Origin of the sequence: Streptomyces sp. NPDC060366 (assembly GCF_042725135.1) — a bacterium.
Taxonomy (GTDB): domain Bacteria; phylum Actinomycetota; class Actinomycetes; order Streptomycetales; family Streptomycetaceae; genus Streptomyces.
The window spans coordinates 526715-551835 of record NZ_JBHXDC010000001.1; the positions used below are offsets into that span (position 1 = coordinate 526715).

The following is a 25121-nucleotide window of genomic DNA, read 5'->3' on the forward strand; positions in this document are numbered from 1 at the left end:
GACCGGCCCCCTCACGTGCCGGGGAGCCGCCGTACGCCGGGGGTCCGCCGAACCGGCGCGGGGGCTGTGACGACACGCCTTGGGCTGTGTCCGTCGGGTCCCGGGGCCGCCGGCCGGACGGTCGGCGCTGCTACCGGAACGCGGCCTGGGTGCTCGCACGTGTCGTGTCGTCCCTGCGGATCGGGGGCGCACCGAACCGGGTGTCCGGGACGGCGGCGGTGGACGGTTGTCCACCACCGCCGATTCTGCCATCCGGGCGGTACGGAGGTGGGTCAGGGCTTGGCGGTGCCGCCGGACGGCTCGCCCTTCTCGTCGTTGTCGACCAGATGCCCGTTGTCGTCCACCGGACGGCCACCGAGGTGGGCCGGGGTGGGGGCCTTGGCCAGCTCGTGGCTGAGCTCCTCGAGCTCCGACCCGCCCGCCATCTGGCGCGTCAGCTCGTCCAGGGTGATCGATTCCCTGGTGTGGCTGCCGGCCATCACACCGCGCTTGAGCAGCACGAATCGGTTGCCGACGAGATACGCGTGGTGCGGGTTGTGGGTGATCAGGACCACGCCGAGACCCGCGTCGCGCGCCGCGGCCACGTACTTCAGTACGACTCCGGACTGCTTGACGCCGAGCGCGGCGGTCGGCTCGTCCAGGACGAGGACCTTCGCGCCGAAGTGGACGGCGCGGGCGATCGCCACGCACTGCCGTTCGCCGCCGGACAGGGTGCCGATGGGCTGGTCGACGTCGCGCAGGTCGATACCCATCCGCAGCAGTTCCTCGCGGGTGGTGCGGCGCATCTGTTCGACGTCGAGGCGCTTGAAGGGGCCGACGCCCTTCGTCGGCTCGGAGCCGAGGAAGAAGTTCCGCCAGACCGGCATGAGCGGTACGACGGCGAGGTCCTGGTAGACGGTGGCGATACCCAGGTCCAGCGCCTCGCGCGGCGAGCCGAGCGTGGTCCCGCGGCCCTCGATGAGGAATTCGCCCGCGTCGTGCCGGTGCAACCCCGCGATGATCTTGATGAGAGTGGATTTGCCCGCGCCGTTGTCGCCGAGGACACAGGTGATCTCACCCGCGTACACCTCCAGCGAGACGCCTTCGAGGGCGCGGATGTTGCCGTAGTACTTACTGACGTCGTCCAGCTCGACCAGGGGCGTCGTGGTCGCCGTGCCGCCGGTCGCGGACGTGCCGGACGTGGACATGCCGGGCGTGCTGGGCGTGCTGGTCATCGGGTCGCCTCCGCGCGCTTGCGGACCCATGCGTTGAGCAGGGTGGCCAGAAGGAGCATCGCTCCGAGGAAGAACTTGAACCAGTCCGGGTTCCACTCCGCGTACACGATGCCCTTGCTGGTCATGCCGAAGATGAACGCACCGACCGCGGAGCCGATCGCCGAGCCGTAACCGCCGGTGATCAGACAGCCGCCGATGACCGCGGCGATGATGTAGATCAGCTCGTTGCCGACGCCCTCGCCGGACTGGACGACGTCGAACGAGAAGAGCAGGTGCTGGCCGGAGACCCACGCGCAGAAACCGACGCCCATGTAGAGGCCGATCTTCGTCAGCCGGACCGGGACGCCGACGGCGCGGGCGGCCTCGGCGTTGCCGCCGACCGCGAAGATCCAGTTGCCGAAGCGGGTCCGGAGCAGGATCCAGGTCGCCAGGGCGACCAGGCCCGCCCACCAGAGGATGGTGACCTTCAACTCGACGCCGCCGAGGTTAAGTTCGGAGGCGAAGAGCTTACGGGCCGACTCGAAGCCCTCCATGTCGCTGATGCTCTTGGTCGAGACGGTCCTGCTGATCAGCTTGGTCAGACCGAGGTTGAGACCGGTGAGCATCAGGAACGTGCCGAGAGTGATGATGAAACTCGGCAGTTTCGTCCGTGTCAGCATGAAGCCGTTGAACACCCCGATGGCCAGGGTGACCAGCAGGGACACGAACACGCCGACCCAGATGTTGGCCGTCATCTGGTAGCTGAACATCGAGGAGATCAGCGCCGAGCTGGTCACCAGCACACCGGCGGACAGGTCGAACTCGCCGCCGATCATCAGCAGCGCCACCGGCACCGCCATGATCCCGATCGTCGACGCCGCGTACAGGACGGTGCCGAAGCTGGATGTCTTGAGGAACGAGTCGGCGACGACGGCGAAGAAGAGGAACACCGCCAAGGCGCCGACGACCGCGCCCAGTTCGGGCCTGCCGAGCAGCTTGCGCAGCGGCGAATCACCGAGCAGCCGCTCGTCCTTGGCCGGGCTGCCCTGCCCGCCGTCGCCCGGCCGGTCCTTCACGGGTGGTGCGGTTGTGGTCATCGGGTCCCTCGCTCCGCGTATTTCTCCAGCTCGGCCGCGTCCTGCTTGCTGATGATCTGCGGGCCGGTGAGGACCGGGAGCCCGCCGCCGAGTACATCGGCGTTGTACCGGTAGAGCCAGAGCAGATCGACGGCCTCGTACCCCTGGAGATACGGCTGCTGGTCGACGGCGAAGCCGAGCCGGCCCGCCTTGAGCGAGCCCGCGACGGCTTCGTTGAGGTCGAAGGTGTCGATCTCGGCCTTGCTGCCCGCCGTCTCCTTCGCCTTGACGGCGGTGTCCGCGAAGGGCGCGCCGAGCGTCACGACGGCGTCGATGCTCTTGTCGGTCTGGAGCTTCGCCTCGATGGACGCCTGTACGTCCGGCATGTTGGTGCCGTCGACGTAAAGATTCTGCATCGTGCCGTCGAAGGTCTTCTTCGCCCCGGCGCAGCGCTGCTCGTGGCCGACGTTGCCCTGCTCGTGCAGGACGCAGAGGGCCTTCTTCCGGCCGCGCTCGTCCAGTTCGTCACCGACGGCCTCACCGGCGATCGACTCGTCCTGGCCGATGTGGGTGAGCGCGCCGAACTGCTTCGACTGCTCGGAGCCCGAGTTGACGGTGATCACCGGGATGCCGGCCTTGGTGGCCTTGGCGACGACGGCCTTCATCGCGTCGGGCTTGGCGAGCGTGACGATCAGCCCGTCGACGCCCTTGTCGATGTACGACTGGACGAGCTGGGCCTGCTGCTGGCCCTCGTCGCTGTGCGCGTACAGAAAGTTGATGTTGTCCTTGACCGCGGCCTGCTTGGCGCCCTTCTGGACGATGTCCCAGAAGGTGTCGCCGTCTCCCGAGTGGGTGACCATGGCGAAGGTCCACTTCGGCGTGCTCACCGCGGCCCGCCCCTGTGCCTCGGCCGCCGCGGCCCGCTCCTCGGCGCGCTTGCCGCCGGTGCTGCTGCATCCCGCCAGGGACGCCGCCCCGAGAACCGCCGCCAGCACCGCGCCCGTCGCGCGCACCCCTGTCCGACGTACCCCTGTTCGACCCCTTGCCACGACGCAGTGCCCTTCTTGCCGTACTTCCCGATACCGCCGGGCGCGGTGGGACCCGGCCCGGCGGCCCAAGTATCGGTCATGGCTGTTCGGGGCCTGTTCATCGGGTACGGGCACGTGCATGTCATCGGGCGGTGACGGCTGTCTGTCATCGGGTGCCGCGTGCGGTGAACTTCTCCAGCGCGGGGACGTCCTTCTCCGTGACGAGGGCGGGTCCGGTGAGTACGGGCTTGCCGCCGCCGATGACATTTCCGTTGTTCTTGTTGAGCCACAGCTCGTCGACGGCGAGATAGCCCTGGAGGTAGGGCTGCTGGTCGACGGCGAAGCCGATCTCCTTGGCCTTGAGCTGCTTGACCACGTCCTCGTTGAGGTCGAAGGTGTTGATCTCGGCGCCGGACCCGGCGCTCTCCTTGGCCTTCACGGACGCGGCGGCGAAGGGCGCGCCGAGCGTCACGACCGCGTCGATGTCCTTCCCGCTCTGGAGCTTCGCCTCGATCGACGACGTCGTCGCCGGCATGTTGGTGCCCTCGACGTTCAGATTCTCGACGGTGCCCTCGAAGGTCTTCTTGACACCGGCGCAGCGGCCTTCGAGCGAGACGTTGCCCTGCTCGTGGATGACGCAGAGCGCCTTCTTCTTGCCGCGCTTGTTCAGCTCCTCGCCGACCGCCTCACCGGCGATGGCCTCGTCCTGTCCGATATGGCCGAGCGCGCCGAACGGCTCGGAGAACTCGGCGCCGGAGTTGATCGTGACGACGGGGATACCGGCGGCCGTGGCCTTGGCGAGGACAGCCTTGACCGCCTCGGGCTTGGCGAGGCTGACCACGAGCCCATCGACGTCCTGGTCGATGTAGCTCTGGATCAGCTGGGCCTGCTCCTTGCCCTCTTTGTTGGCCGCGTAGAGGAACTGGACGTTGTCCTTGGCCGCCGCGACCTTGGCGCCGCTCTGGACGATGTCCCAGAAGGTGTCGCCCTCGCCGGAGTGCGTGACCATGGCGATCTTCATGCGCGGGGTCTTGGCCGCCGTACCGCCCCCGCCGTCGTCAGCCTTGTCCTCGGAGTCCTTGCCTCCGGAGCCGCTGCATCCGGCGACGAGGGCGAGCGCGCAAGCGGTGAGCAGCGCCGCCGCCGTGCGGCCCGCCGCCTTTCGGTTGGTACGCATGGTGGTTCCGCCTTCTCTCCCGGCCGCCCCGTTGCGGCTGGGGGAGTTCTAGCGGCGGTCGCGCGGCCCCGTCAATACTTTGTCCGAACATTCTTACGAAGATTTGGACGGCCAGGAGCCGTACGGGGAGCCGTACCGGTGGCCGTGCGGCGGCTCTACGAACGGACGAGGAGCTGGAACTCGAAGACGTAGCGCGAGGCCCGGTAGATGTGCGCGCCGAACTCGACGGCGCGCCCCGTGTCGTCGAAGGTGGTGCGCTCCATCGTGAGCAGCGGCGCGCCCGTCGCCTCGTCGAGCAGCCGCGCCTCCCCGGCGTCGGCGGCACGAGCGCCGACCGACTGGCGCGCGCTGTGCAGCGTGATGCCGACGGCGCGCATCATCCGGTAGAGGCCGGTGGATTCGAGCTGGGCGGTGTCGCAGTCGAGCAGTTGGAGCGGGAGATGGTTGCGCAGCCGGGCCATCGGTTCGTCGTGGGCGTAGCGGAGGCGTTCGACGAGGCGTACGTCCGCCCCTTCCGCGACGCCGAGGGCGGCGGCGACCTGGGCGGTGGCCGGTACGACGGTGTTGCGCAGGACGCGGGTGGCGGGGCGCTGGCCGGCCGCCTCCAGGTCGTCGTAGAGGCTGCTCAGCTCCAGGGGGCGTCTGACCTGGCTGTGCAGGACCTGGGTGCCGACGCCCCTGCGGCGTACCAGCAGGCCCTTGTCGACGAGCGACTGGATGGCCTGGCGGACGGTGGGCCGGGAGAGGCCGAGCCGGCCCGCCAGCTCGATCTCGTTGCCGAGGAGGCTGCCCGGCGCGAGACCGCCCTGCTCGATGGCGGCCTCCAGCTGCTGCGACAGCTGGAAGTAGAGCGGGACGGGGCTGGTGCGGTCCACACCGAGCTGGAGCGCGGCGGCCCGGGGGGCCGACCCGCTCGGCTGCTCCTGCTCCGGCTGTTTGGACACGTGGGCGAGCGTAGCCCCGTGAGATGTTGACGGAAAGTCCTGTAGTTCGGTTGTCAGGACAAGTGAAGCGGACGGTCGGAGATCGGTACCGTCCGAGCAAAGATCATTGCAAAGATCATCAACAGGTCTAAATGTCAGGACAAACGCTTGACATGACGACGAGGCGAAGGCCACCTTGGGGGCCATGCGCATCGGACTCATCGGCACGGGCCGTATCGGCACCTTCCACGCCCAGGCGCTGAGCCGCCATCGCGAGGTCGGCTCCCTGGTCGTCGCCGACACGGACGCGGCTCGCGCCGCACATGTCGCCGACCGTACGGGCTCGACGGCGGCCCCCTCGGTGGACGAGATCTTCTCCTGGGGCGTGGACGCCGTGGTCATCGCCTCGGCCACCTCCGCCCACGCCGATCTGATCAGCCGCGCCGCGCGGGCGGGGCTGCCCGCATTCTGCGAGAAGCCGATCGCGCTGGACCTCAAGGGCACGCTGAGCGCGCTGAAGGAGGTCGACTCCGCCGGCACCGTCCTGCAACTGGGCTTCATGCGCCGCTTCGACGCCGGTTACGGCGCGGCCCGCGATCTCGTACGGTCCGGTGCGCTGGGCCGGCTGCACACCGTCCGGGCCATCACCTCCGACCCGGCGCCGCCGGCTCCGGAGTATCTGCCGCTGTCCGGCGGGCTCTACCGGGACTGTCTGGTCCACGACTTCGACATCATGCGCTGGGTCACCGGGCGCGAGGTGGTGGAGGTGTACGCGACCGGTTCGGACGCCGGCCCCGCGATGTTCCGCGAGGCCGGGGACATCGACACGGCCGCCGCCGTCCTCACCCTGGACGACGGGACGCTCGCCACGGCCACGGCGACCCGCTGCAACGGCGCGGGGTACGACGTACGGATGGAACTGGCGGGCGAGCTCGACCAGTTCGCGGTCGGCCTCGACGACCGTACGCCGATCACCTCGACCGAACCGAAGGGCCCGCCGCGCTGCGACAACCCGTGGCCGGGCTTCCTGGAGCGGTTCGCCCCGGCGTACGAGGCGGAGCTGGACGCCTTCATCCGCGTCGTGGGCGGCGAGCTGGAGAATCCCTGCGACGGCCACGAGGCGCTGCACGCCCTGCGGATCGCCGAGGCGTGCGAGCTGTCCCGGCTGGAGCACCGGCCCGTACGGCTGGACGAGATCCCGGGCGGCTGAACGAGCCCGCCCGGCGATCGGGGACGACCCCTCAGGCGGGCTTCGGCACCGGGAGCACCGTGCCCTGCGCCACCGCGCACAGCGTCTGCGTACCGTCGTCCGCCACCGTGAACAGATCGCAGCGCACCGTCGCCTGCCGCCGGCCCGCGTGGACGACGGACGCGCGGGCGACCAGCGTGCGGCCCGTGCCGGGGCGCATGTACTGGATGGAGAAGCCCGCCGTCAGCACGGCGGGACCGAGCACCGAGCCCGCCGCGAACGTGATGCTGTTGTCCGCCGCGTACGCCAGCACTCCCCCGTGCAGATAGCCGTTCTGCTGCTGAAGGTCCTCCCGGATGTCCAGTTCCAGCTCCGCCTCGCCGTCACCGAAGACCATGACCCGGGTACCGAGCAGGCTGCTGAAGGGCTGGCTGTCCAGCACCTTCCGCGCCAGGACAATGTCGAACTCCTGCATGGTCGAACTCCTCCGGAACGTACCCGCACGGCACTCTCTATCCCTACCACCGCACCGGCAGACCCCGCACCCCGCGGATCAGCATTCCGGGCAGCCAGTCGAGCGGCCCCGTATCCGGGTCGAGGGTCAGGCCGGGGCAGCGTTCGAGGAGGGTTCGGACCGCGATCCGGGCCTCCAGGCGCGCGAGCGGCGCGCCGAGGCAGTGGTGGATGCCGTGTCCGAAGGCGAGATGTCCGTGGTTGCGGCCCTTGGCGCCGGTCGCCGTGGCCGTCGCCGTACGCCGGATGTCGAAGCGGTCCGGCTCCGGGTAGCGCGCGGGGTCCCGGCCCGCCGCGCCGAGACCGACCAGCACCGCCTCGCACGCGGGAATGACCGTGTCGCCGACCGTCACGGGCTCGCCGGTGAAGCGGACGGTGCTGTTCAGGACCGGGCCCTCGTAGCGCAGCATCTCCTCGATGGCGCCGTCGAGCAGGCCGAAGTCGGCCCGCAGGGCCGCCAGTTGATCGGGGTGGGAGAGCAGGGCGCGCATGCCGTTGGTGATGAGATTGACCGTCGTCTCATGACCGGCGATCAGCAACAGGTAGGCCATGGCGCGCAGTTCGGGGGCGGAGAGCCGGTCGCCGTCCTCGGCACGGGTGCGCAGCAGGGCGGAGAGCAGATCGCCGGAGGGGCCGGCGCAGCGCTTGTCCTCGATCAACTCGTCGAAGTAAGAGCCGAGTTCGTGCACGGCGGTGTATTCGCCGCCGGGGTCGGTGGGTGCGACGATCTCCGTCGACCAGGCGCGGAAGACCGCACGGTCGGCGGCGGGCACACCGAGCAGTTCGCAGATGACGGTGATGGGCAGCGGATACGACAGCGACTCGACCAGGTCGCCGTGGCCCGCGGGAAGCATCGCGTCGATCAGCTCGTCCGTGATGTGCTGGATCCGCTCCCGCAGTCCGGCGACTCGGTGGGCGGTGAACTCGCTGGCGACGAGCTTGCGCAGCCGGGTGTGGTCCGGCGGGTCGACGAGCAGCAGATTCGGTCCGATGACCCGTTCGTCGAGCATGGTGGCGCCCACCGTGGCCGGTGACTTGGAGAGCCGGGGATCGGCGAGCGCGGCCCGCGCCTCCCGGTGCCCGACGATCAGCCAGAGCCGTTCACCGTGCGGCGTACGCACCTCATGAACCGGGCCCGACTCGCGCAGTTTCGCGAAGTACGGGTACGGGTCGGCGGTGAAATCGGGCCCATACACGCCCAGATCGACAACGGTCATCGCGTCAGGTTACGTCGCTCCGGCGTACGCCACCGACCGCGGTGGCCGGGCCCGCCCCTCAGTCGCCGTCCGTCACCAGATCCGCGTCGTGCACCAACAGGGCGATCTGCACACGGTTGTTGAGGTCGAGCTTGGCCAGGATGCGGGACACGTGCGCCTTGACCGTGGGGACGCTCATGAACAGTTCCGCCGCGATCTCCGCGTTGGAGCTGCCGCGTCCCACGCCGAGCGCCACCTCCCGTTCGCGCTCCGCGAGCCGGGCCAGCCGGCCGGTCGCCGTGTCCTTGCGCACGCCGGTCGGCGCCCCCGCGACATGGTGCATCAACTGGCGGGTGACCGCCGGGGAGAGCACGGGTTCGCCCGCCGCCACCTGCCGTACCGCCGCGACGATCTCGGCCGGCGGTGTGTCCTTCAGGACGAATCCGGCGGCGCCCGCGCGCATCGCCCGCAGCACCTGCTCGTCGGCGTGGAACGTGGTCAGGACGAGGACTTCGGGCGCTTCGGCGCGGGCCCGCAGCTGTTCGGTGGCGGTCAGGCCGTCCATGACGGGCATCCGGATGTCCATGAGCACGACGTCGGGCGTGCGTTCACGGACGAGCGCGTCGACCTCGGAGCCGTCGGACGCCTCCCCCACGATCTCGATGTCGTCCGCACCGCCCAGCATGAAGGTCAGTCCCGCGCGCACGAGCGGGTCGTCGTCGACGATGAGCAGCCGGATGATCGTGGTGGTCATGGGGACCACGGTAGCCACGCCCGGACGGCGAATCCGCCGTCGTCCGTCGGGCCGTGCTCGAACCGGCCACCGGCCAGGGTGGCGCGTTCGGTCAGTCCGATCAGCCCCTGGCCGGATCCGGGCACGTTCGGGACCGGGCCGATGGGCGCCTCGTTGCGTACCTCGACGGTGAGACCGTCCCCCGGGCCGCCGCTCACCAGGACCGTCGTGCCGGTGCCCGGCGCGTGCTTGCGGGCATTGGTCAGACCCTCCTGCGCGATGCGGTAGGCGGTGCGGCCGGTGGTGGGCGGTACGGCGGCCGGGTCGTCGACGCCGCTGTCGAGGGTGACCTTCATCCCGGCGTCACGGGACTCGGCGACCAGGGCGTCCAGGGTGACGAGCGTGGGCTGGGGGCGCTCGCCCTCGTCGCCGGGCGCGCGCAGCACGCCGATGATCATGCGCAGGTCCTGGAGCGCCTCGTGCGCGCTGTCGCGGATCACACCCGCCGCCCGCGCCACCTCGGGAGGCGGCGCGTCGGGTCTGAACTCCAGCGCGCCCGCGTGGACGCTGAGCAGCGTGAGGCGGTGGGCCAGTACGTCGTGCATCTCGCGCGCGATGGCCTCGCGGGCCAGGCGCTGCGCCTGTTCGGCCCGGAGCGCCGCCTCGTTCTCCGCTCGTACGGCGCGCTCGCGCAGCGCCACGACGAGCTGCCGGCGGGCCCGTACGAGCATGCCCGCGGCGACGAAGAGCAGGACGACCAGCGCTCCGAGGATGATCGCCGTCAGATGCGACAGGGTCGGGTCGGGTGGCAGATACGCCTGGCCGACCATGCCGACCAGGCCCACGGCCCCGACGACGGCGACGGGCTTGAACGGCCGGTGGACGGCCAGGCTGAAGAGCGCCACCAGGGCGGCGCCGCCCGCCAGTGGCGACACGACCTGCACCACGCTGAGGCCGACGGCCAGTCCGACCGGCCGGCGCCGCCGCGACCAGAGGGTGCAGCAGGCCGCCAGGCCGACCAGCATGTCGGCCATGAGCAGGCCTTCGCTGTTGCCGGCCTGGTCGGCGGTGTCCAGCGCGACCATGCCGATGAAGACGGCGAAGAGGAAGGCGAGGAGGTCCACGACCCAGTCGCGCACGGTACGCCGCGGCCGACGCCGCCCGCCCGGATTCCCGGCGGGGCCGGGATCGTCGGGTGCCGCCATCGCCGACGGCAGCAGCCAGGGGTATTCCGTACGGGTCATACGGACCAATCTATGCAGGTGGCGGGTGGGGTGGCGCGTCGTGGGCAACGACGGCTACCAAAGTCACGGGGTCATCGACCTAGGTCACCGGCCGGAGGGCGCGTCCTCAATCGCCGGACGGGCTGGATGCGTTCCGCCGCGTCCGGCGGCGTCCTCAATCGCCGGACGGGCTTGAGATGTCCGCCGGACGGGCTGGAAATGCAGCCCGCCCGGCGATTGAGGGCAGCGTTTGAGCCCGCCCGGCGATTGAGGGCAGCACTTCAGCCCGTCCGGCGATCGAGGACAACCCCCGCCGGTCGTCGTCGTCCGATTCCCGCCGGTGGCGCACGGGCCGCGCCGGTTTGATCGAAGACATCCGCACCCACTCATCGCCCGCCCCTCGCGGGCGATCGACCGAAGGACGCACCACATGTCTGTAACGAGTTCCGCGCCGGCCGGCCGCACCGCGCTGGTCACCGGCGGCAGCCGGGGTATCGGCGCGGCGATCGCCCTGCGGCTCGCTCAGGAGGGCGCTGATGTCGCGATCACGTACGTCGCGAACGAGGAGGCCGCTCAGGAGGTCGTACGGAAGATCGAGGCGACCGGTCGGCGCGGCCTCGCGCTGCGCGCCGACTCGGCGGACCCGGCCGAGGCGGCGGGCGTCGTGGAGGAAGCCGTGGCCGGTCTCGGCGGGCGGCTCGACATCCTCGTGAACAACGCGGGGATCGGTCTGCTCGGCCCCCTGGACTCCTTCCCGGTGGCCGATGTCGGCCAACTACTGGCCGTGAACGTCCAGGGGGTCTTCCTCACCACCCAGGCCGCGGCCACGAAGCTGACACGCGGCGGCCGGATCGTCACCATCGGCAGCTGCATGGCCCAGCGGGTGCCCGGTCCCGGCGGGACGCTCTACGCGACGAGCAAGGCCGCGCTGATCGGGCTGACCAAGGCGCTGGCGCGCGAGTTGGGTGAGCGGGGGATCACGGCGAACATCGTCCACCCGGGTCCGATCGACACGGACATGAACCCGGCCGACGGCCCGTACGCGGCGGGTCAGAGCGCGATGACGGCGCTCGGCCGGTTCGGGGCCGCCGACGAGGTGGCGTCGATGGTGGCGTTCCTGTCGAGTGACGACGCGGCGTACGTGACGGGCGCCGAGTTCTCGGTGGACGGCGGGCACGCGGCGTAGCGGGCGACCTGCCCTGCCCGCGCGGTCAGCCGCCCAACTCCCTTTGCCGCAGGAAGAGTCGGGCCGCTCCCTCATCGGTGAGCGAGCCGAAGAGGCGCAGTCGGGAGATGCCGCCGTCGGGGAAGATGTCGATCCGGACCTGACGGGCCGTCACGGAGCTGTCGAGGACGAAGCGGTGGTTGGTGTCGGGCTGGAGGCGGGTGCGGGGGAGGACCTCGGTCCAGCCCGCCGCCTCCGATCCGGTTCCGGGCTCTCCGTCGCGTACGGAGAGCGCCGCCCAGCCCGCCGAGTTGCCCTTCAGATAAGCCGTGTCGATCTCCACGGCCCGGATCTCGGCCTGCTCCGCCAGCTCGTAGCGGATCCAGTCGTTGCCCTTGTCGCGGCGGCGGCGCGTCTCCCAGCCGTCGTCCATCTGGTGCGAGCGGCCCGGCTGGATGGTGTTGGTGGCGGGTGAGTAGAAGCGGTCGGACGCGTCCTCGACCCGGCCGCCGTTCTCCAGGGCGACGAGGTCGAACGTACCGAGCGCGGCGAGCCATCCGGGGTCGGGGGCGACATCGCCGTACACCCGCAGGCGTGCGATGCCGCCGTCGGGATGCTGGTTGACCCGCAGATGGGTGAAGCGCTTCTCGGTGCCGACGGTGAACCCGTTGGCCGCGTGACCGCCAACGGCCGTACGGGGTACGAGCGTTGTCCACTTGACGTCGTCGGCGAGCAGGTCGTCCGGGGACGGGGAGCCGGGTACCGACGTCGCCTCGACGGAGACGGCCTGCGGGTAGTTGCCCCGGAAGTGGGCGGTGTCGACCACGATTCCGCGTACGACGCCGGGGGCGCCGAGCCGTACGAGTGCCCAGTCGTGGTCGTCGTCGGTGGGGTGCGGCCGGGCGGCGGACGCGCCGCGCCTGCGGCGGGTCTCCCAGCCGTCCATGATCTTGCCCTTGTGTCCGAAGCGCTCCGGGTCGAACTCGGCGGGGCCGGGCTTGAGCAGATTCTCGCGCTCGGCGAAGAACTCGTCGTTGGCGGCGACGACCCCGGCGCCGAGCCTGCGGTCGGCGAGGTCGACGAGGTGGGTGAAGGGGAGGTCGGCGGAGCGGTAGTCGCGGTACGGGTCGCCGCCTCCGTACGGGCTCGCGTCACCGGTGAAGGAGGGCACGGCGGAGAAGGGCGCGGCAGGGGCGGCGGAGGAAGCCTCAGGGGCGGACAAGGGGTTTGTGACCACGATCAGTTGTTCCTTTCGAGCAGTCGGCCGGAGGGCTCGGCGATGGCTCCGTCGGCGACGATCCGCCGGCCTCGGAGCCAGGTGGACCTGACGACGCCGTACAGCGTCCTGCCCGCGTACGCGGTGACGCGGTTGCGGTGCTGGAGCGCGGCGGGGTCGACGGTGAACGAGTCGTCGGGCGCCAGGACCGCGAAGTCGGCGTCGCGGCCGGCTTCGATGGCGCCCTTCCTGTCGAGTCCGGCCAGCGCGGCGGGGGCCGTCGACATCCAGCGCGCCACGTCGTCCAGCGAGTGACCGCGCCGGCGGGCCTCCGTCCAGATGGCGGGCAGGCCGAGCTGGAGGGAGGAGATACCGCCCCACGCGGTCGCGAAGTCCGAGGTCTTGAGGTCGGTGGTGGAGGGCGAGTGGTCGGAGACGACGCAGTCGATCGTCCCGTCGGCCAGCCCCCGCCAGAGCGCGTCCTGGTTCGCCGCCTCGCGGATGGGCGGACAGCACTTGAACTCGGTAGCGCCGTCGGGGACTTCCTCGGCGGTGAGGGTGAGGAAGTGCGGGCAGGACTCGACGGTCAGCCGTACGCCCTCCCGCTTGGCGGCGGCGATCAGCGGCAGCGCGTCGGCGGACGACAGGTGCAGGACGTGGACGCGGGCGTCCAGCCGGCGGGCCGCCGCGATCAGCCCCCCGATCGCGGCGTTCTCGGCGTCGCGGGGGCGGGAGGCGAGGAAGTCGGCGTACTTCGCGCCTGCGCGCTGCGGCGCTGCGGCCAGTTCACGCGGGTCCTCGGCGTGCACGATGAGCAGCCCGCCGAAGCCGGTGATCTCGGCGAGGGACCGGTCGAGCTGTGCGGCGTCCAGCTCGGGGAACTCCTCCACCCCGGACGGTGACAGGAACGCCTTGAAGCCGAACACCCCGGCGTCGTGAAGGGACTTGAGGTCCCCGACGTTGTCGGGAAGCGCGCCGCCCCAGAAGCCCACGTCGATGTGCGCCTTGCGGCTCGCGACCGCCCGCTTGATCAGCAGATGGGCCGTCGTGGTGGTCGGCGGCAGGGAGTTGAGAGGCATGTCGATCAGCGTGGTGATGCCGCCGGACGCCGCCGCTCGCGTCGCGGTCCAGAAGCCCTCCCACTCGGCGCGGCCGGGGTCGTTCACATGCACATGGGTGTCGACGAGGCCGGGGAGGACGACATCGTCGCCGACGTCCACCAGCCGGGCGCCGGGCGGCGGTCCGGAGCCGTCCGCGTGTCCGTAGGGCCGCTCGTACGGGCGGACCGCCGCGATCGTGCCGTCCGCGACGGCGACCGACGCGGGGCGGGTGCCCTCGGGGGTGACGACGCGCGTCGAGCGCAGCACCAGGTCCACGGCGCGGTCCATGCCCAGGTCCGGGTCCAGGTCGGTCACCGGCAGCCCTCACTTCCGTCGTCTCCGTCGTCATGTCCGCACGAAAATTCAACGAACTGTTGAAGGAGTCTTCATGCCGGACCGGGGTCCGTCAAGGCCGCTCCGCCCCGGAACGGGCACCCTGCACTACACTCAAGTATTTCCACACAGTGAAAATCGACTTTCGCAAGACAGAAGCCGACCCACTCGCCCACCGTACAAACCGATCACGGCGGGTGACGGACGACACCCGGACAGACACCCCCTGACCGGCGAAAACGTGGCACGGAGCTGCCGGTCCGACCGCCGGGCGCCCCATGGACCGCCCGGTAAACTGCTGACTCGCCCATCTGTCGTCCCTACGTCCCGAAAGGACCGTTGTTGTGCCGACGTCCAGCGCCGCCAGCGCCAGCGCCACCGACGCAGCCAAGCCCGCATCCGCGAGCGGCGGCGTCCAGTCCCTTGAGCGCGCGTTCGATCTGTTGGAGCGGATGGCGGACGCGGGCGGCGAGGTCGGCCTGAGCGAACTCTCGGCCAGCAGCGGTCTGCCCCTGCCGACCATCCACCGGCTGATGCGGACGCTCGTCGCCTGCGGCTACGTACGCCAGCAGTCGAACCGCCGTTACGCGCTCGGCCCGCGCCTCATCCGGCTCGGCGAGTCGGCGTCGCGGCTGCTCGGTACGTGGGCGCGGCCGTATCTGGCGCGGCTGGTCGAGGAGACCGGCGAGACGGCGAACATGGCGCTGCTCGACGGCGACGAGGTCGTGTACGTCGCGCAGGTGCCGTCCAAGCACTCGATGCGGATGTTCACCGAGGTCGGCCGACGGGTGCTCCCGCACTCGACGGGCGTGGGCAAGGCCCTCCTCGCGGACGCGCCGGCCGACGAGGTGCGGGCACTGCTCGGACGTACGGGCATGCCGGCGGCCACGGAGAAAACGATCACGACGCCCGACGGCTTCCTCGAAGCGCTCGAGCTGGTGCGCGGCGCCGGTTACGCGGTGGACGACAACGAACAGGAGATGGGGGTCCGCTGCCTGGCGGTGCCGGTTCCCAACTCCCCCACCCCGGCGGCGATCTCGATCTCGGGACCGGCCGGGCGGGTCACGGAGACGGCCACCGAGAGGATCGTGCCGATACTCCAGGAAGTGGCACGGGATCTCTCCGAGGCACTGGCGAGCACGGCGGCTGCGCACCAGCAGGGGTGAGACCGGCGCTCGCGGGCCCGGTCCGTCCGCCGTCCATTCGTGGTCCGGGCGCCGTACGTCCCAATCCCCTGGGACGTACGGCGCCCGGACCGATCGGCTCCGGTACCCGGTACCTGAAAGACCGGGTTGGCGGCGCCCGCCGGGCTACTGGTGCCCGGCCCTGGTCGTACTCAGTGCGCTAACTCTCCGAAGAGGTCGACCGCCCTCCTGACATCCATCAGGGTGGGCGCCAACGCGCTCACCGAACCGATCGAGCCCACGATCAGCAGGAGCGAGCGACGCATCCGCCGAATCTCCGGATCGCCTCCCGCCACCATCGCGGCCAGCGCGGCCAGTTCCTCTTCCGCGATTCCTCTGTCCCTGAACTCACTCGGATACGAGGCGAGTTCACGTCTGAGCCGGGCCACGGCGAACCGCAGGCCGGTCAGTCTTGGATCCTCAACCTTCTCTGTCACTCGCGTATGCCCCACGCTCCGCAACAAAGTTCTCCCCCTCGCACGCCATGGTGCATGTGCCTTCGGCATGGTGCTCGCCCCTCCGGCGCCTCTCTTCTCACACGCCAGGCGCCGCGAGACGCGGGACAGTAAACGCCACCTGAGCGGCCGTGCGCCACTGGATGGACAATATTCAACTGTCCAACTGACGTATCGCCAGGTCGGGGCCGCAGTACGACCTGACGGTCCGTCCGATGGACGGCGCGCGGCAGGGGCGCGCGGGCGCGCGAGGGGGCCTGTGAGGTAAGGAGAACCCATGGACGAGAACGATCACGCAGAGTCGCCGGTGGCGGGGCTGCTGCTCGCGGCGGGCGGCGGACGCCGGCTGGGCGGGCGGCCGAAGGCGCTGCTGCCGCACCGGGGGCGCCCGCTGGTGGAGCACGCCGTGCGGTCACTGCGGGAGGGCGGCTGCGAGCGGGTCCATGTGGTGCTCGGCGCCGCGGCCGACGAGGTGCGGGCCCGTGCCGAACTGCCGGGCTGCGTACTGGTCGACAACCCGCAGTGGCGAAGCGGCATGGGCTCGTCGCTACGGGCGGGGCTGGCCTCGCTGACCGCGGCCTCGATCCACTCCGCGGCCCTGGTGACGCTGGTGGACCAGCCGGGAATCGGCCCGGCGGCGGTGGCGCGGGTGCTGGCCGCGTACGGCTCCCCCGACACGCTCGCCGCGGCCTCCTACGGAGGCGAGCGCGGCCATCCGGTGCTTTTCGGTGCGCGCCACTGGGCCGCGGTCGCGGCGGATGCGACGGGCGATCAGGGGGCACGTGGGTATCTGAGGTCCCGTGCGCGGGACATCGCCTTCGTCGAGTGCGGGGATGTCGCGGATGGGTACGACATCGACACGGAGGAGGATCTGTCGCACCTTGAGTGAGAGCCCTGGCACTGAGCGCCGCGGTCTGTCGACCCGGAGAATCTCGACATCAACAAACCATTGAAGTTCCACCATGAGGAAACTACTATCCACAGGTCAGAAGCGCCCGATCCACCGGAAGGCGCCCGCGACCGCAGTCCGGAGCCGCGGCACCCAGTGCCGCCGACGGTGACCCGGCGGTCGCCGGCACCGCCCGTAAGGAGTGACAGCTCATGTCCGCACCAGCGCCGTCCCCGCTGGCCGTCGTCGATGCCGACACCCTGCCCCGGCAGGACGAGGTCCTCGACCCCGCGGCTCTCGCCTTCGTGGCCGAGCTGCACCGGCGGTTCACCCCCCGGCGTGACGAACTCCTGACCCGCAGGCACGAACGCCGAGCGGAGATCGCCCGCACCTCGACGCTGGACTTCCTGCCGGAGACCGCGGCCGTACGCGAGGACGACTCCTGGCGGGTCGCGCCGTCCCCTCCCGCGCTGAACGACCGCCGGGTGGAGATCACCGGGCCCACCGACCGCAAGATGACGATCAACGCGCTCAACTCCGGCGCGAAGATCTGGCTCGCCGACTTCGAGGACGCCTCCGCTCCCACCTGGGAGAACGTCATCAACGGCCAGCTCAACCTGATGGACGCCTACGCCCGGAAGGTCGACTACACCGACCCGGTGTCCGGCAAGTCGTACGCCCTCAAGGCCGCCGACGAACTCGCGACGGTCGTCACCCGTCCGCGCGGCTGGCACCTGGACGAGCGCCACCTCCAGTTCGAGGGCCGCGCGGTCCCCGGCGCGCTGGTCGACTTCGGTCTCTACTTCTTCCACAACGCCCGGCGGCTCATCGAGCTGGGCAAGGGCCCGTACTTCTATCTGCCGAAGACCGAGTCGTACCTCGAAGCACGGCTGTGGAACGACGTGTTCGTCTTCGCGCAGGACTACGTGGGCATCCCCCAGGGCACCGTCCGCGCGACCGTACTGATCGAGACGATCACCGCGGCGTACGAGATGGACGAGATCCTCTACGAACTCCGCGACCACGCCTCCGGGTTGAACGCCGGCCGCTGGGACTACCTGTTCTCGATCGTCAAGAACTTCCGCGACGGCGGTCCCAAGTTCGTACTGCCGGACCGCAACGCGGTGACGATGACGGCCCCGTTCATGCGCGCGTACACCGAACTCCTCGTGCGCACCTGCCACAAGCGCGGCGCGCACGCGATCGGCGGCATGGCGGCCTTCATCCCCTCCCGGCGCGACCCCGAGGTCAACAAGGTGGCCTTCGCCAAGGTCAAGGACGACAAGGACCGTGAGGCGGCGGACGGCTTCGACGGCTCCTGGGTCGCCCACCCCGACCTGGTCCCGATCGCGCTGGCCTCCTTCGACGCCGTCCTCGGCGAACGTCCCAACCAGAAGGACCGCCTTCGCGAGGACGTCTCGGTGACGGCCGCCGAACTGATCGCGGTCGACTCCCTCGAAGCCGAGCCCACCTACCAGGGCCTGATCGGCGCGGTCCAGGTCGGCATCCGCTACATCGAGGCCTGGCTCCGCGGCCTCGGCGCGGTCGCCATCTTCAACCTGATGGAGGACGCGGCGACGGCCGAGATCTCCCGCTCCCAGATCTGGCAGTGGATCAACGCGGGTGTCGTCTTCGAGAACGGCGAGACGGCGACCGCCGACCTGGTCCGCAAGATCGCGTCCGGGGAACTGGCCGCGATCCGCGAGGAGATCGGCGAGGAGGCGTTCACGGCCGGCAGGTGGCAACAGGCCCACGACCTGCTGCTGACGGTGGCGCTGGACGAGAACTACGAGGAATTCCTGACGCTCCCGGCCTACGAACAACTGCGGGGCTGAGCAAGGTAGTTCACCCAGGCGCACCCCACCCCCGCACCCCCGGCACCGCTCCACGGCGCCGGGGGTGCGGCGTGTCCCCGCCGGGTGGTTCGGGTGGCTTCAGGAGTGAAAGTTATTGCCGCCACGGCGCGTCGGCGCAGCTCATGCGCGGCGTCACAGGACTACACCACGGGCCGTTCCCGTACCCCCTTTACGCGCGTAGTTGACGCGTGCGTTACTCATGTCGTGTCCATGGCATTCCGGAGAGACGGAGGCCGGGCACCCACACCCCCACCACGTCCCGGAGGCAGCCATGTCCGTGCACAGCTCTCCGTACCGACGACTCATCAGATCCAAGGGCGTCCTGGTCCCAGGCGTTCTCGCCACCGTCGCCGCGCTGCTCATGACCGGCGCCGGACCGGCGTCCGCCGCACCTCCCGGCCCCGAGGAGACCGTGCGGCCCGGCCAGGCGTGGATGGGCGCGGGAACCCGCCTCGAGCAGGGCCCCACGCCCGCCCCGGCCCCGATGGACACCAGCGGCGTGCAGGGCATCGACGTGTCCCACTGGCAGGGCGCGATCAACTGGACCTCGGTGAAGGCCGCGGGTATCGACTTCGCCTACATGAAGGCCACCGAGGGCACGAACTTCAAGGACGCCCGCTTCAGCGCGAACTACACCGGCTCCTACAACGCCGGCCTGATCCGGGGGGCGTACCACTTCGCCCGCCCGAACTCCTCCAACGGGGCCACCCAGGCGAACTACTTCGCCAGCAACGGCGGCGGCTGGTCCAAGGACGGCAAGACGCTCCCCGGCGTCCTCGACATCGAGGGCAACCCCTCGGGCGCCTCCTGCTACGGCCTGTCCACCACCCAGATGCGCACCTGGGTCAACGACTTCTACAACACCTACAAGGCCCGCACGGGCCGGGACGTCGTCATCTACACGACGGCCAGCTGGTGGAACAGCTGCACCGGAAACTGGACCGGTATGGCCGCCAAGTCGCCCCTGTGGGTGGCCCATTGGGGCACGACCAGCCCCAACATCCCGGCCGGCTTCCCCACCTGGACGATCTGGCAGTACACGGCGACCGGCCGGGTCAGCGGTGTCTCGGGTGATGTGGACCGCAACAAGTTCAACGGCTCCATGGACCGGCTCGTGGCTCTCGCCAACAACACATAGCCGCCCCCACCTCCTCACGATGCCACTCGGTGCCGGGAAGCCCCCACAGCGCGACTCCCGGCACCGGGTGGCCCCCGCCCCCGAACACTCGGTGACACCGCGGACCAGGAGGCACCACCATGAGCTCTCGCAAGCCCAGCCGCCGTCACATCCTGCTCGCCGGCTCCGGCGGGCTGGTCGCCGCCGCGCTGCCCGCCACCGCGCACGCCACCGCCCGCGCCGCGCGTGGCGTCGAGCCGGACATCGACACCACCGCGCAGTGGAACGCCCGGCCGCCCCGAAGCCCCGTGAGCGTGCTGAACAAGCGCCCGGTCAAGATCGTCGTCCATCACACCGTGAGCGCGAACACCTCCGTCTTCTCCCGCGCCCAGGCCCATACGCACGCCCACTGGGTCCAGGACCTGCACATGGACGACAACGGGTGGCTGGACAGCGGCTACCACTTCGTCGTCAGCCGGGGCGGCTGGATCACCGAGGGGCGGCACCGCAGCCTCAGCACCCTGCGAGGGGGCAGCAGCTTCGTACTCGCCTCGCACACGTCAGGGCAGAACGAGCAGTCCATCGGCATCGCCAACGAGGGCGCGTACCACGACGGCGCGCAGCCGCCGCCGGCACAGTGGGACGTGCTCGTCACCCTCTGCGCGTACGTGTGCGGGCAGTACGGCATCGCACCGAGCCAGATCTTCGGCCACAAGGACTTCGGCACGACGCTCTGCCCCGGCGTCATCCACGACAAGCTGCCGCAACTGCGCAGCGAGGTGGCCGCGAGCATGGGCTGACGCCCGAACCACCCGAACCACCCGAACCGCCAGACCAGGGCCCGGTCGGCCGGGAAGACCGTTGCGAGAGCGCTCTCAGGCACGACAGACTCGGGGCATGGCCTTCATACGCTCCTACCGTCTGGGCGATCGCGACGCCGTGTACGACATCTGTGTGCGGACCGCCGACGCGGGCGGGGACTCACGGCAGCTGTACCCCGACGGCGAACTGGTGCCCAGCATCTTCGCCGGTCCCTACGTGGAGTTGGAGCCGGACCTGGCGTTCGTGCTCGACGACGGGGAGGGGCGGCCCGTCGGATATGTGCTCGGGGTCGCGGACACCGGGCGGTTCGTGACGGCGTTCCGGGAGAAGTGGCTGCCGGCCGTCGGCGACAGGTACCCCGTGCCGGAAGGGGACGGGGAGCGGACACCGAGCGAGGTCATGGCCGGTCTGCTGCACGATCCGGAGCGGATGGTGCTGGCCGAACTCACGGCGTATCCCGCGCATCTGCACATCGATCTGCTGCCGGAGTGGCAGGGGCGGGGGTACGGCCGGTCGCTGATCCACACGCTCCTCGACGCGCTGCGCGCCAAGGGCGTCGGAGCCCTGCATCTGTCGATGCTGATCGCGAACACCGGGGCGCGCGCGTTCTACGACCGCGTCGGCTTCCACGAGATCACCGTGCCGGACGCGGCGGACGACATCACGTATCTGGGGCGTGGCACGACGCGCTGACCTCTTGAGCGTGTCTTGCGGATCTTGCCGGGCTCACCGGACCGATGAGTTCTCGTGGTCCGGGAGGTCTACCCGTCATGGACACCGACACCGATCCGAAACTTCCCGACCACGGCCCCGTCTCTCGCAGCGTGGCCGGACTGATCGACGGCATCGAGGAGAGGCACCTCGCGGGACCCACGCCGTGCCCGGACTACACCGTGCGGGAACTGCTCGCGCATCTGGTGGGGCTGACCGTCGCCTTCCGCGACGCGGGCAAGAAGGCACTGGGGCCGACGACCGACAGCCCGCCCACCGAGGGGCTGCCCCAGTTGGAGGACGGCTGGCGGACCGCGCTCCCCGGTCAGCTCGACGAACTCGCCGAGACCTGGCGTTCGCCCGACGCCTGGCAGGGGTTCACCCGGGCCGGCGGCGTGGACCTGCCGGCCGAGGTGGCGGGACTCGTGGCACTGAACGAGCTGCTGGTGCACGGCTGGGACCTGGCGCGCAGCACGGGCCAGGCGTACGAGGTCGACACGGCGAGCCTGGAGGCGGTGATCCCCTTCCTCGAACCGGCGGCGGCGAGCGCGGAGACGGGTGAGGGACCGGACGGGCTGTTCGGCCGGCCCGTCCCCGTACCGGCCGACGCGCCGCTGCTCGACCGGGTGATCGGGTTGAGCGGTCGCCGGCCGGACTGGCGGCCCGGAGCGTAGGCCGACGCACCCGTCTCGGCGGGCTGATCCACGAAGAACTGCCGGACAGGCCCTTGTCAGGCCGGACGGGTCGGCGCGCTCTGCGGATCGGTGCGCAGCAGCGCCCGTGCCTCCTCCCGGAAGCGGGCGTCCGCCGCCGCCGGGGCGTGCGGGAAGCCGGGTATGAAGACGTGGGCGTCCCGCTCCACCAGGCGGGTCAGCCGACGGTGCTGATCATCCGTCAAGTCGCTTGTGCCGACCGCCCGTAGGACGTCCAGGGCGGTGAGCGGGTCGGAGTCGGTCTCGGCCGATGCCAGGGCCGCGTCCGCCAGCCGGACGTGGTCCTGGCCGGCCGGGTCGACGGCGAGGAGGGCCAGCGCGGCTGCCGCCGCGTGCTCGCGATGGGCGAGTTTGCGTTCCAGGAGCGGGGCGAGCGGCCGGCCCCGCTCGCCGAGCGCGCCGGCAGCCCGCGCGGCGCGTACGTTCTGCCAGCGGTGCCAGTCCCCGTCGGCCTCCTCCAGCACACCGGCGATGATCGGCAGGGCCTCGTCCGCGCTTCCCGTGAGCCGCCACAGCGCGCGGGCGATCTCGGTGTCGCTGTCGAGGTCGGGGTTCGTGCGCCCCGCTCCTGAAGTGTCGGAAGCCGGGTCGGTCGTCCTGCGGGCGGTATCGCTCAACGCGGCACGCAGGTGTGGGAGCAGTGAGGCCGATGTCTCCGAACCGCCCAGCTCTCCGGCGAGTTTCGCCGCCTCGGTCATGTCCCGGCCGCCGGAGGCCAGCGCCTCGACGACGGCCGACAGCACCGCCCCGGTGTCGCCCCTGTCTCCCGTGCCGTCCGTTCCGCCCGAGAGCCGGTGCAGCGCCGAGCCGATGTCGACCGGGTTCTGCCCGCTGAGGTCCGCGTCGCGCAGCGCCGTGACCGCGCGGGCCCGTTCCTCCGGCGGGCAGACGGCGGGCAGGGTGCGCAGGACGACGAAGGGATACCGGTCCAGCGCGGCGAGCAGGTCGGGCACGGCCGCTGCCGCGCGGTGCCCCCAGCCGGACAGGACCAGGCCGAGGTGGATCGACCCGTTCCAGTCGATGTCGTCGTCCGCGAGCCGGGCCCGGACGGCGTCCAGCAGTTCCGGTGTGTACGGGAACGGGTCGGGGTCCCCGGCGCGGGCGTCCCCGGTCCTCGACGCGGGGCTCAGTTTCGCCGCGGCGTCGAGCGCTTTCGGCCGCCGGGTCAGGTCCGCCGCCAGCAGCGGGGCCGCCCGCTCCGGGTCCGTCAGGACGAGCGCTGCCAGCGCGCGGTCGGCCAGCTCGCCCCCTTCGGCGGCGATGGTTTCGAGCGCGGGGACGGCGGGCGCCGCCCGGCGGCCGAGCTGATCGACGACCGAGAGGGCTGCGCCCGCCGACGACGGATCGTCGAGCAGTACGGTCAACGGCCCGGCGAGACGGCCCGTCGCGGCGCGGGAGACCTGGCAGGCGTGCTCGGCCGCCGCGACCGCCTCGCCGCGCGCGTCGGCGTCCGGGTGCCGCAGCCCGGCCTCGATCAGTGTGAACGCGGCCTCTCGCGCCTCGTCCGTGTCCCGCTCCAGGAGCCCCTCGACCACGTACCGGAACGGCTCGGTCTGCTCCTGGTCGAACCGGCCCGCGACCAGTGGACCGGCCGGCAGCAGGGAGATGAGCGCGCCGTGATGGACCGGGGTCCATGGCAGGTCCGCGTCCACGCAGGCCAGCAGCGCCGCCAGCCGTACCGGCGCGGCCTCCACCCCGTGCCCGGCATCATGCGCACCGTCGCCCGCGCCCGCGGACGTCTCCCCCAGCACGGCCTTCTCGAACTCCTCCGCGCCCGCCGGGTCGAGCCATGCCGTCCCCGCGAGCACTTCCACCCGCACCAGCGGGTCCAACTCGCTCTCCCAGCACCGCCGCAGCGCCGGAAGCACCTGCTCGGCGGCGCCCGTCCTGGCAGCCGCCCAGACCGCCGCCTGCCGTACGGCGGTGTCGGTCGCCTCGATCAGCGGGAGTATCAGGGGAAGTTGGGCGGTCACGGCGACCCGGCACACGCCCGGTGTGTCACTGCGCTCGTCCTCGCTCTCCGCGATGCAGCCGAGCAGCATGAGCATGTCGGCCGGCCTGATCCCCGCGGCCGCCAGCCGGGCGGGATACGGCACGGCGTAGGCCGTGGCCTCGTAGACCGACCCCTGGTGAATGATGTTTCCGTAGAGCTCGTACAGCGCCTCTTCCGCCTCCTCGGCGTCGTCACTCGCCAACGCCCGCAGTTGGCCCGGGACATCGTCGGCGCTTCCGTAGGCGTGCTCCCACTCCGCCCATGGCTGCGTGTCGAGGTCAACGAAAATCTGTGCGAGATCCATGGTGAGAATCCTGGCACGAGCCTCTGACAACGGGATCCACGCGGTCCGGGCGGTCGGTCGAGGTAGACGGACATGGATCACCTGTGCGTCGGCGCCGCCGGGGCTGTTGACTGGGCGGTGTGACCGGGGCCGGGCCGTGCCGGACCGCGGGCCATGAGGAAAGGCCGCTCCATGCCGTACGCGCTCCGCCGCCCGCTGCTCGCGCCGCTGCTCGCACTGCTGTTGGCGCTCGCCGCGCTGTGCACGGCGTGCGGCGCCTCCGCGCGGGAGGGCGACCCCACGGCTCTGGACGACCCGGCGAAGAAGGAGATCGCGATGAAGCTGGTCTCCAGCGCCGAGAACTCCTCGCTCGACTGGAAGGCGCAGTACCGCTACATCGAGGACATCGGCGACGGCCGCGGCTACACCGCGGGCATCGTCGGCTTCTGCACCGGCTGCGGCGATCTCCTCAAGGTGGTCGAGCGCTACACCGAGCGCAAGGACGGCAACGTACTCGAGCCGTTCCTCCCGGCGCTCCGCGCGGTCCGGGGCGGGGACTCGCACGACGGACTCGGAGCCGCGTTCACCACCGCCTGGCAGCGGGCGGCCGACGACGATCCGGTGTTCAGGAAGACGCAGAACGACGAGCGTGACCGGATCTACTTCGACCCCGCCGTGGACGCGGCGAAGGCCGACGGGCTGGGCGCGCTGGGGCAGTTCGTCTACTACGACGCCTACGTGATGCACGGGTTCGGCGACGCGCGCGGTTCGGTCGGCTTCCGTACGATCCGCGAACAGGCCCTGAAGAAGGCCGAGTCACCGGCGAAGGGCGGGGACCAGACCGCGTATCTGAACGCCTTCCTCGACGCACGGGTCGCCGCCATGGGACGCGAGCCGTCGCACTCGGACACCAGCCGCGTCGAGACGGCGCAGCGTGTCTTCCTCGACGCGGGCAATCTGAACCTGGACCCGCCGCTCAAGTGGCAGTTGTACGGGGACAGTTACCGCATCGACGGCGGCTGACACCTGCGGC

Annotated in this window: 23 protein-coding genes; 10 read left to right on the forward strand and 13 right to left on the reverse strand. The window is 70.9% G+C overall.

Annotated features, from left to right (window positions below; genetic code table 11):
* Nucleotides 1-272: 272 nt before the first annotated feature.
* From ACFWHU_RS02150 to ACFWHU_RS02170, 5 genes are all read right to left on the reverse strand, one after another.
* Nucleotides 273-1187 carry an ATP-binding cassette domain-containing protein gene (locus tag ACFWHU_RS02150; protein ID WP_387223955.1) on the reverse strand — a complete coding sequence of 305 codons (915 nt, stop codon included), beginning with the start codon at nt 1185-1187 and terminating at the stop codon, nt 273-275.
* Between the two features lie 23 nt (nt 1188-1210).
* On the reverse strand, nt 1211-2290 hold the full coding sequence (locus ACFWHU_RS02155) for an ABC transporter permease (RefSeq protein ID WP_385799383.1): 1080 nt from the start codon (nt 2288-2290) through the stop codon (nt 1211-1213).
* Nucleotides 2287-3282 carry a sugar ABC transporter substrate-binding protein gene (locus ACFWHU_RS02160; RefSeq protein ID WP_385799384.1) on the reverse strand — a complete coding sequence of 332 codons (996 nt, stop codon included), beginning with the start codon at nt 3280-3282 and terminating at the stop codon, nt 2287-2289. The genes ACFWHU_RS02155 and ACFWHU_RS02160 overlap by 4 nt, the downstream gene beginning before the upstream one ends.
* Before the next feature lie 181 nt (nt 3283-3463).
* On the reverse strand, nt 3464-4474 hold the full coding sequence (locus ACFWHU_RS02165) for a sugar ABC transporter substrate-binding protein (RefSeq protein WP_385799385.1): 1011 nt from the start codon (nt 4472-4474) through the stop codon (nt 3464-3466).
* 155 nt (nt 4475-4629) lie between these two features.
* Complete coding sequence (locus tag ACFWHU_RS02170; protein ID WP_385799529.1) at nt 4630-5349, reverse strand: GntR family transcriptional regulator; 720 nt, start codon at nt 5347-5349, stop codon at nt 4630-4632.
* Nucleotides 5350-5602: 253 nt separating this feature from the next.
* Between ACFWHU_RS02170 and ACFWHU_RS02175 the strand changes: the two genes are divergently transcribed.
* Nucleotides 5603-6607 carry a Gfo/Idh/MocA family oxidoreductase gene (locus ACFWHU_RS02175; RefSeq protein ID WP_385799387.1) on the forward strand — a complete coding sequence of 335 codons (1005 nt, stop codon included), beginning with the start codon at nt 5603-5605 and terminating at the stop codon, nt 6605-6607.
* A gap of 31 nt (nt 6608-6638) precedes the next feature.
* On the opposite strand, the gene ACFWHU_RS02180 is transcribed toward ACFWHU_RS02175, so the two are convergent.
* From ACFWHU_RS02180 to ACFWHU_RS02195, 4 genes are read right to left on the reverse strand one after another with little or no spacing between them, the layout of a single operon-like run.
* On the reverse strand, nt 6639-7061 hold the full coding sequence (locus ACFWHU_RS02180; protein WP_385799389.1) for a PaaI family thioesterase: 423 nt from the start codon (nt 7059-7061) through the stop codon (nt 6639-6641).
* 43 nt (nt 7062-7104) lie between these two features.
* Entirely contained in the window at nt 7105-8316 is a 1212-nt protein-coding gene (locus ACFWHU_RS02185) for a cytochrome P450 (protein WP_387223288.1), read from the reverse strand.
* A 58-nt stretch (nt 8317-8374) separates the two neighbouring features.
* Complete coding sequence (locus ACFWHU_RS02190; RefSeq protein ID WP_385799393.1) at nt 8375-9049, reverse strand: response regulator; 675 nt, start codon at nt 9047-9049, stop codon at nt 8375-8377.
* Complete coding sequence (locus ACFWHU_RS02195; protein ID WP_387223292.1) at nt 9046-10272, reverse strand: sensor histidine kinase; 1227 nt, start codon at nt 10270-10272, stop codon at nt 9046-9048. The genes ACFWHU_RS02190 and ACFWHU_RS02195 overlap by 4 nt, the downstream gene beginning before the upstream one ends.
* A 409-nt stretch (nt 10273-10681) precedes the next feature.
* Here ACFWHU_RS02195 and ACFWHU_RS02200 point away from each other — a divergent pair, with 409 nt between their 5' ends.
* The gene (locus ACFWHU_RS02200) at nt 10682-11437 is read left to right on the forward strand and encodes a 3-oxoacyl-ACP reductase family protein (RefSeq protein ID WP_385799396.1); all 756 of its coding nucleotides are present in this window, start codon (nt 10682-10684) and stop codon (nt 11435-11437) included.
* A 25-nt stretch (nt 11438-11462) separates the two neighbouring features.
* Here ACFWHU_RS02200 and alc read toward each other — a convergent pair whose 3' ends face one another.
* Complete coding sequence (gene alc, locus ACFWHU_RS02205) at nt 11463-12653, reverse strand: allantoicase (RefSeq protein WP_387223295.1); 1191 nt, start codon at nt 12651-12653, stop codon at nt 11463-11465.
* Between the two features lie 2 nt (nt 12654-12655).
* Nucleotides 12656-14020 carry an allantoinase AllB gene (gene allB, locus ACFWHU_RS02210; protein ID WP_387223957.1) on the reverse strand — a complete coding sequence of 455 codons (1365 nt, stop codon included), beginning with the start codon at nt 14018-14020 and terminating at the stop codon, nt 12656-12658.
* A gap of 389 nt (nt 14021-14409) precedes the next feature.
* Between allB and ACFWHU_RS02215 the strand changes: the two genes are divergently transcribed.
* Nucleotides 14410-15231 carry an IclR family transcriptional regulator gene (locus ACFWHU_RS02215; RefSeq protein WP_385799397.1) on the forward strand — a complete coding sequence of 274 codons (822 nt, stop codon included), beginning with the start codon at nt 14410-14412 and terminating at the stop codon, nt 15229-15231.
* Between the two features lie 170 nt (nt 15232-15401).
* Here the strand turns inward: ACFWHU_RS02215 and ACFWHU_RS02220 are convergent, their stop codons facing one another.
* Nucleotides 15402-15686, reverse strand: coding sequence for a DUF5955 family protein (locus tag ACFWHU_RS02220; protein WP_385799399.1), 285 nt, complete (start codon nt 15684-15686; stop codon nt 15402-15404).
* Nucleotides 15687-15981: 295 nt separating this feature from the next.
* On the opposite strand from ACFWHU_RS02220, the gene ACFWHU_RS02225 reads away from it, so the two are divergent.
* The 6 genes from ACFWHU_RS02225 to ACFWHU_RS02250 all read left to right on the forward strand — a co-directional run bounded on the left by ACFWHU_RS02225 (nt 15982) and on the right by ACFWHU_RS02250 (nt 21773).
* Entirely contained in the window at nt 15982-16593 is a 612-nt protein-coding gene (locus tag ACFWHU_RS02225) for an NTP transferase domain-containing protein (RefSeq protein WP_385799400.1), read from the forward strand.
* 212 nt (nt 16594-16805) lie between these two features.
* A complete protein-coding gene (gene aceB, locus ACFWHU_RS02230) occupies nt 16806-18428 on the forward strand; it encodes a malate synthase A (protein WP_385799402.1) in 1623 nt (540 codons plus the stop codon).
* A 292-nt stretch (nt 18429-18720) separates the two neighbouring features.
* Nucleotides 18721-19587, forward strand: coding sequence for a lysozyme (locus tag ACFWHU_RS02235; protein WP_385799404.1), 867 nt, complete (start codon nt 18721-18723; stop codon nt 19585-19587).
* A 119-nt stretch (nt 19588-19706) separates the two neighbouring features.
* Nucleotides 19707-20366: a peptidoglycan recognition family protein gene (locus tag ACFWHU_RS02240; protein WP_387223301.1), complete on the forward strand. Its 660-nt coding sequence runs from the start codon at nt 19707-19709 to the stop codon at nt 20364-20366.
* 97 nt (nt 20367-20463) lie between these two features.
* The gene (locus tag ACFWHU_RS02245) at nt 20464-21081 is read left to right on the forward strand and encodes a GNAT family N-acetyltransferase (RefSeq protein WP_387223304.1); all 618 of its coding nucleotides are present in this window, start codon (nt 20464-20466) and stop codon (nt 21079-21081) included.
* A gap of 77 nt (nt 21082-21158) precedes the next feature.
* Entirely contained in the window at nt 21159-21773 is a 615-nt protein-coding gene (locus ACFWHU_RS02250) for a TIGR03086 family metal-binding protein (protein ID WP_387223306.1), read from the forward strand.
* Nucleotides 21774-21829: 56 nt separating this feature from the next.
* On the opposite strand, the gene ACFWHU_RS02255 is transcribed toward ACFWHU_RS02250, so the two are convergent.
* Nucleotides 21830-24109 carry a hypothetical protein gene (locus tag ACFWHU_RS02255; protein ID WP_387223309.1) on the reverse strand — a complete coding sequence of 760 codons (2280 nt, stop codon included), beginning with the start codon at nt 24107-24109 and terminating at the stop codon, nt 21830-21832.
* A gap of 171 nt (nt 24110-24280) precedes the next feature.
* Here ACFWHU_RS02255 and ACFWHU_RS02260 point away from each other — a divergent pair, with 171 nt between their 5' ends.
* Nucleotides 24281-25111, forward strand: coding sequence for a chitosanase (locus ACFWHU_RS02260; RefSeq protein WP_387223311.1), 831 nt, complete (start codon nt 24281-24283; stop codon nt 25109-25111).
* The last annotated feature ends 10 nt before the right edge of the window (nt 25112-25121 follow it).

Coding starts and splice junctions, on each gene's coding strand:
- ACFWHU_RS02245 (WP_387223304.1), top strand. CDS start 20,464: ATGGCCTTCATACGCTCCTACCGTCTGGGCGATCGCGACGCCGTGTAC.
- ACFWHU_RS02155 (WP_385799383.1), bottom strand. CDS start 2,290: ATGACCACAACCGCACCACCCGTGAAGGACCGGCCGGGCGACGGCGGG.
- ACFWHU_RS02150 (WP_387223955.1), bottom strand. CDS start 1,187: ATGTCCACGTCCGGCACGTCCGCGACCGGCGGCACGGCGACCACGACG.
- ACFWHU_RS02180 (WP_385799389.1), bottom strand. CDS start 7,061: ATGCAGGAGTTCGACATTGTCCTGGCGCGGAAGGTGCTGGACAGCCAG.
- ACFWHU_RS02175 (WP_385799387.1), top strand. CDS start 5,603: ATGCGCATCGGACTCATCGGCACGGGCCGTATCGGCACCTTCCACGCC.
- allB (WP_387223957.1), bottom strand. CDS start 14,020: ATGGACCGCGCCGTGGACCTGGTGCTGCGCTCGACGCGCGTCGTCACC.
- ACFWHU_RS02195 (WP_387223292.1), bottom strand. CDS start 10,272: ATGACCCGTACGGAATACCCCTGGCTGCTGCCGTCGGCGATGGCGGCA.
- ACFWHU_RS02260 (WP_387223311.1), top strand. CDS start 24,281: ATGCCGTACGCGCTCCGCCGCCCGCTGCTCGCGCCGCTGCTCGCACTG.
- ACFWHU_RS02250 (WP_387223306.1), top strand. CDS start 21,159: ATGGACACCGACACCGATCCGAAACTTCCCGACCACGGCCCCGTCTCT.
- ACFWHU_RS02240 (WP_387223301.1), top strand. CDS start 19,707: ATGAGCTCTCGCAAGCCCAGCCGCCGTCACATCCTGCTCGCCGGCTCC.
- ACFWHU_RS02235 (WP_385799404.1), top strand. CDS start 18,721: ATGTCCGTGCACAGCTCTCCGTACCGACGACTCATCAGATCCAAGGGC.
- aceB (WP_385799402.1), top strand. CDS start 16,806: ATGTCCGCACCAGCGCCGTCCCCGCTGGCCGTCGTCGATGCCGACACC.
- ACFWHU_RS02255 (WP_387223309.1), bottom strand. CDS start 24,109: ATGGATCTCGCACAGATTTTCGTTGACCTCGACACGCAGCCATGGGCG.
- ACFWHU_RS02200 (WP_385799396.1), top strand. CDS start 10,682: ATGTCTGTAACGAGTTCCGCGCCGGCCGGCCGCACCGCGCTGGTCACC.
- ACFWHU_RS02185 (WP_387223288.1), bottom strand. CDS start 8,316: ATGACCGTTGTCGATCTGGGCGTGTATGGGCCCGATTTCACCGCCGAC.
- ACFWHU_RS02225 (WP_385799400.1), top strand. CDS start 15,982: ATGGACGAGAACGATCACGCAGAGTCGCCGGTGGCGGGGCTGCTGCTC.
- ACFWHU_RS02165 (WP_385799385.1), bottom strand. CDS start 4,474: ATGCGTACCAACCGAAAGGCGGCGGGCCGCACGGCGGCGGCGCTGCTC.
- ACFWHU_RS02190 (WP_385799393.1), bottom strand. CDS start 9,049: ATGACCACCACGATCATCCGGCTGCTCATCGTCGACGACGACCCGCTC.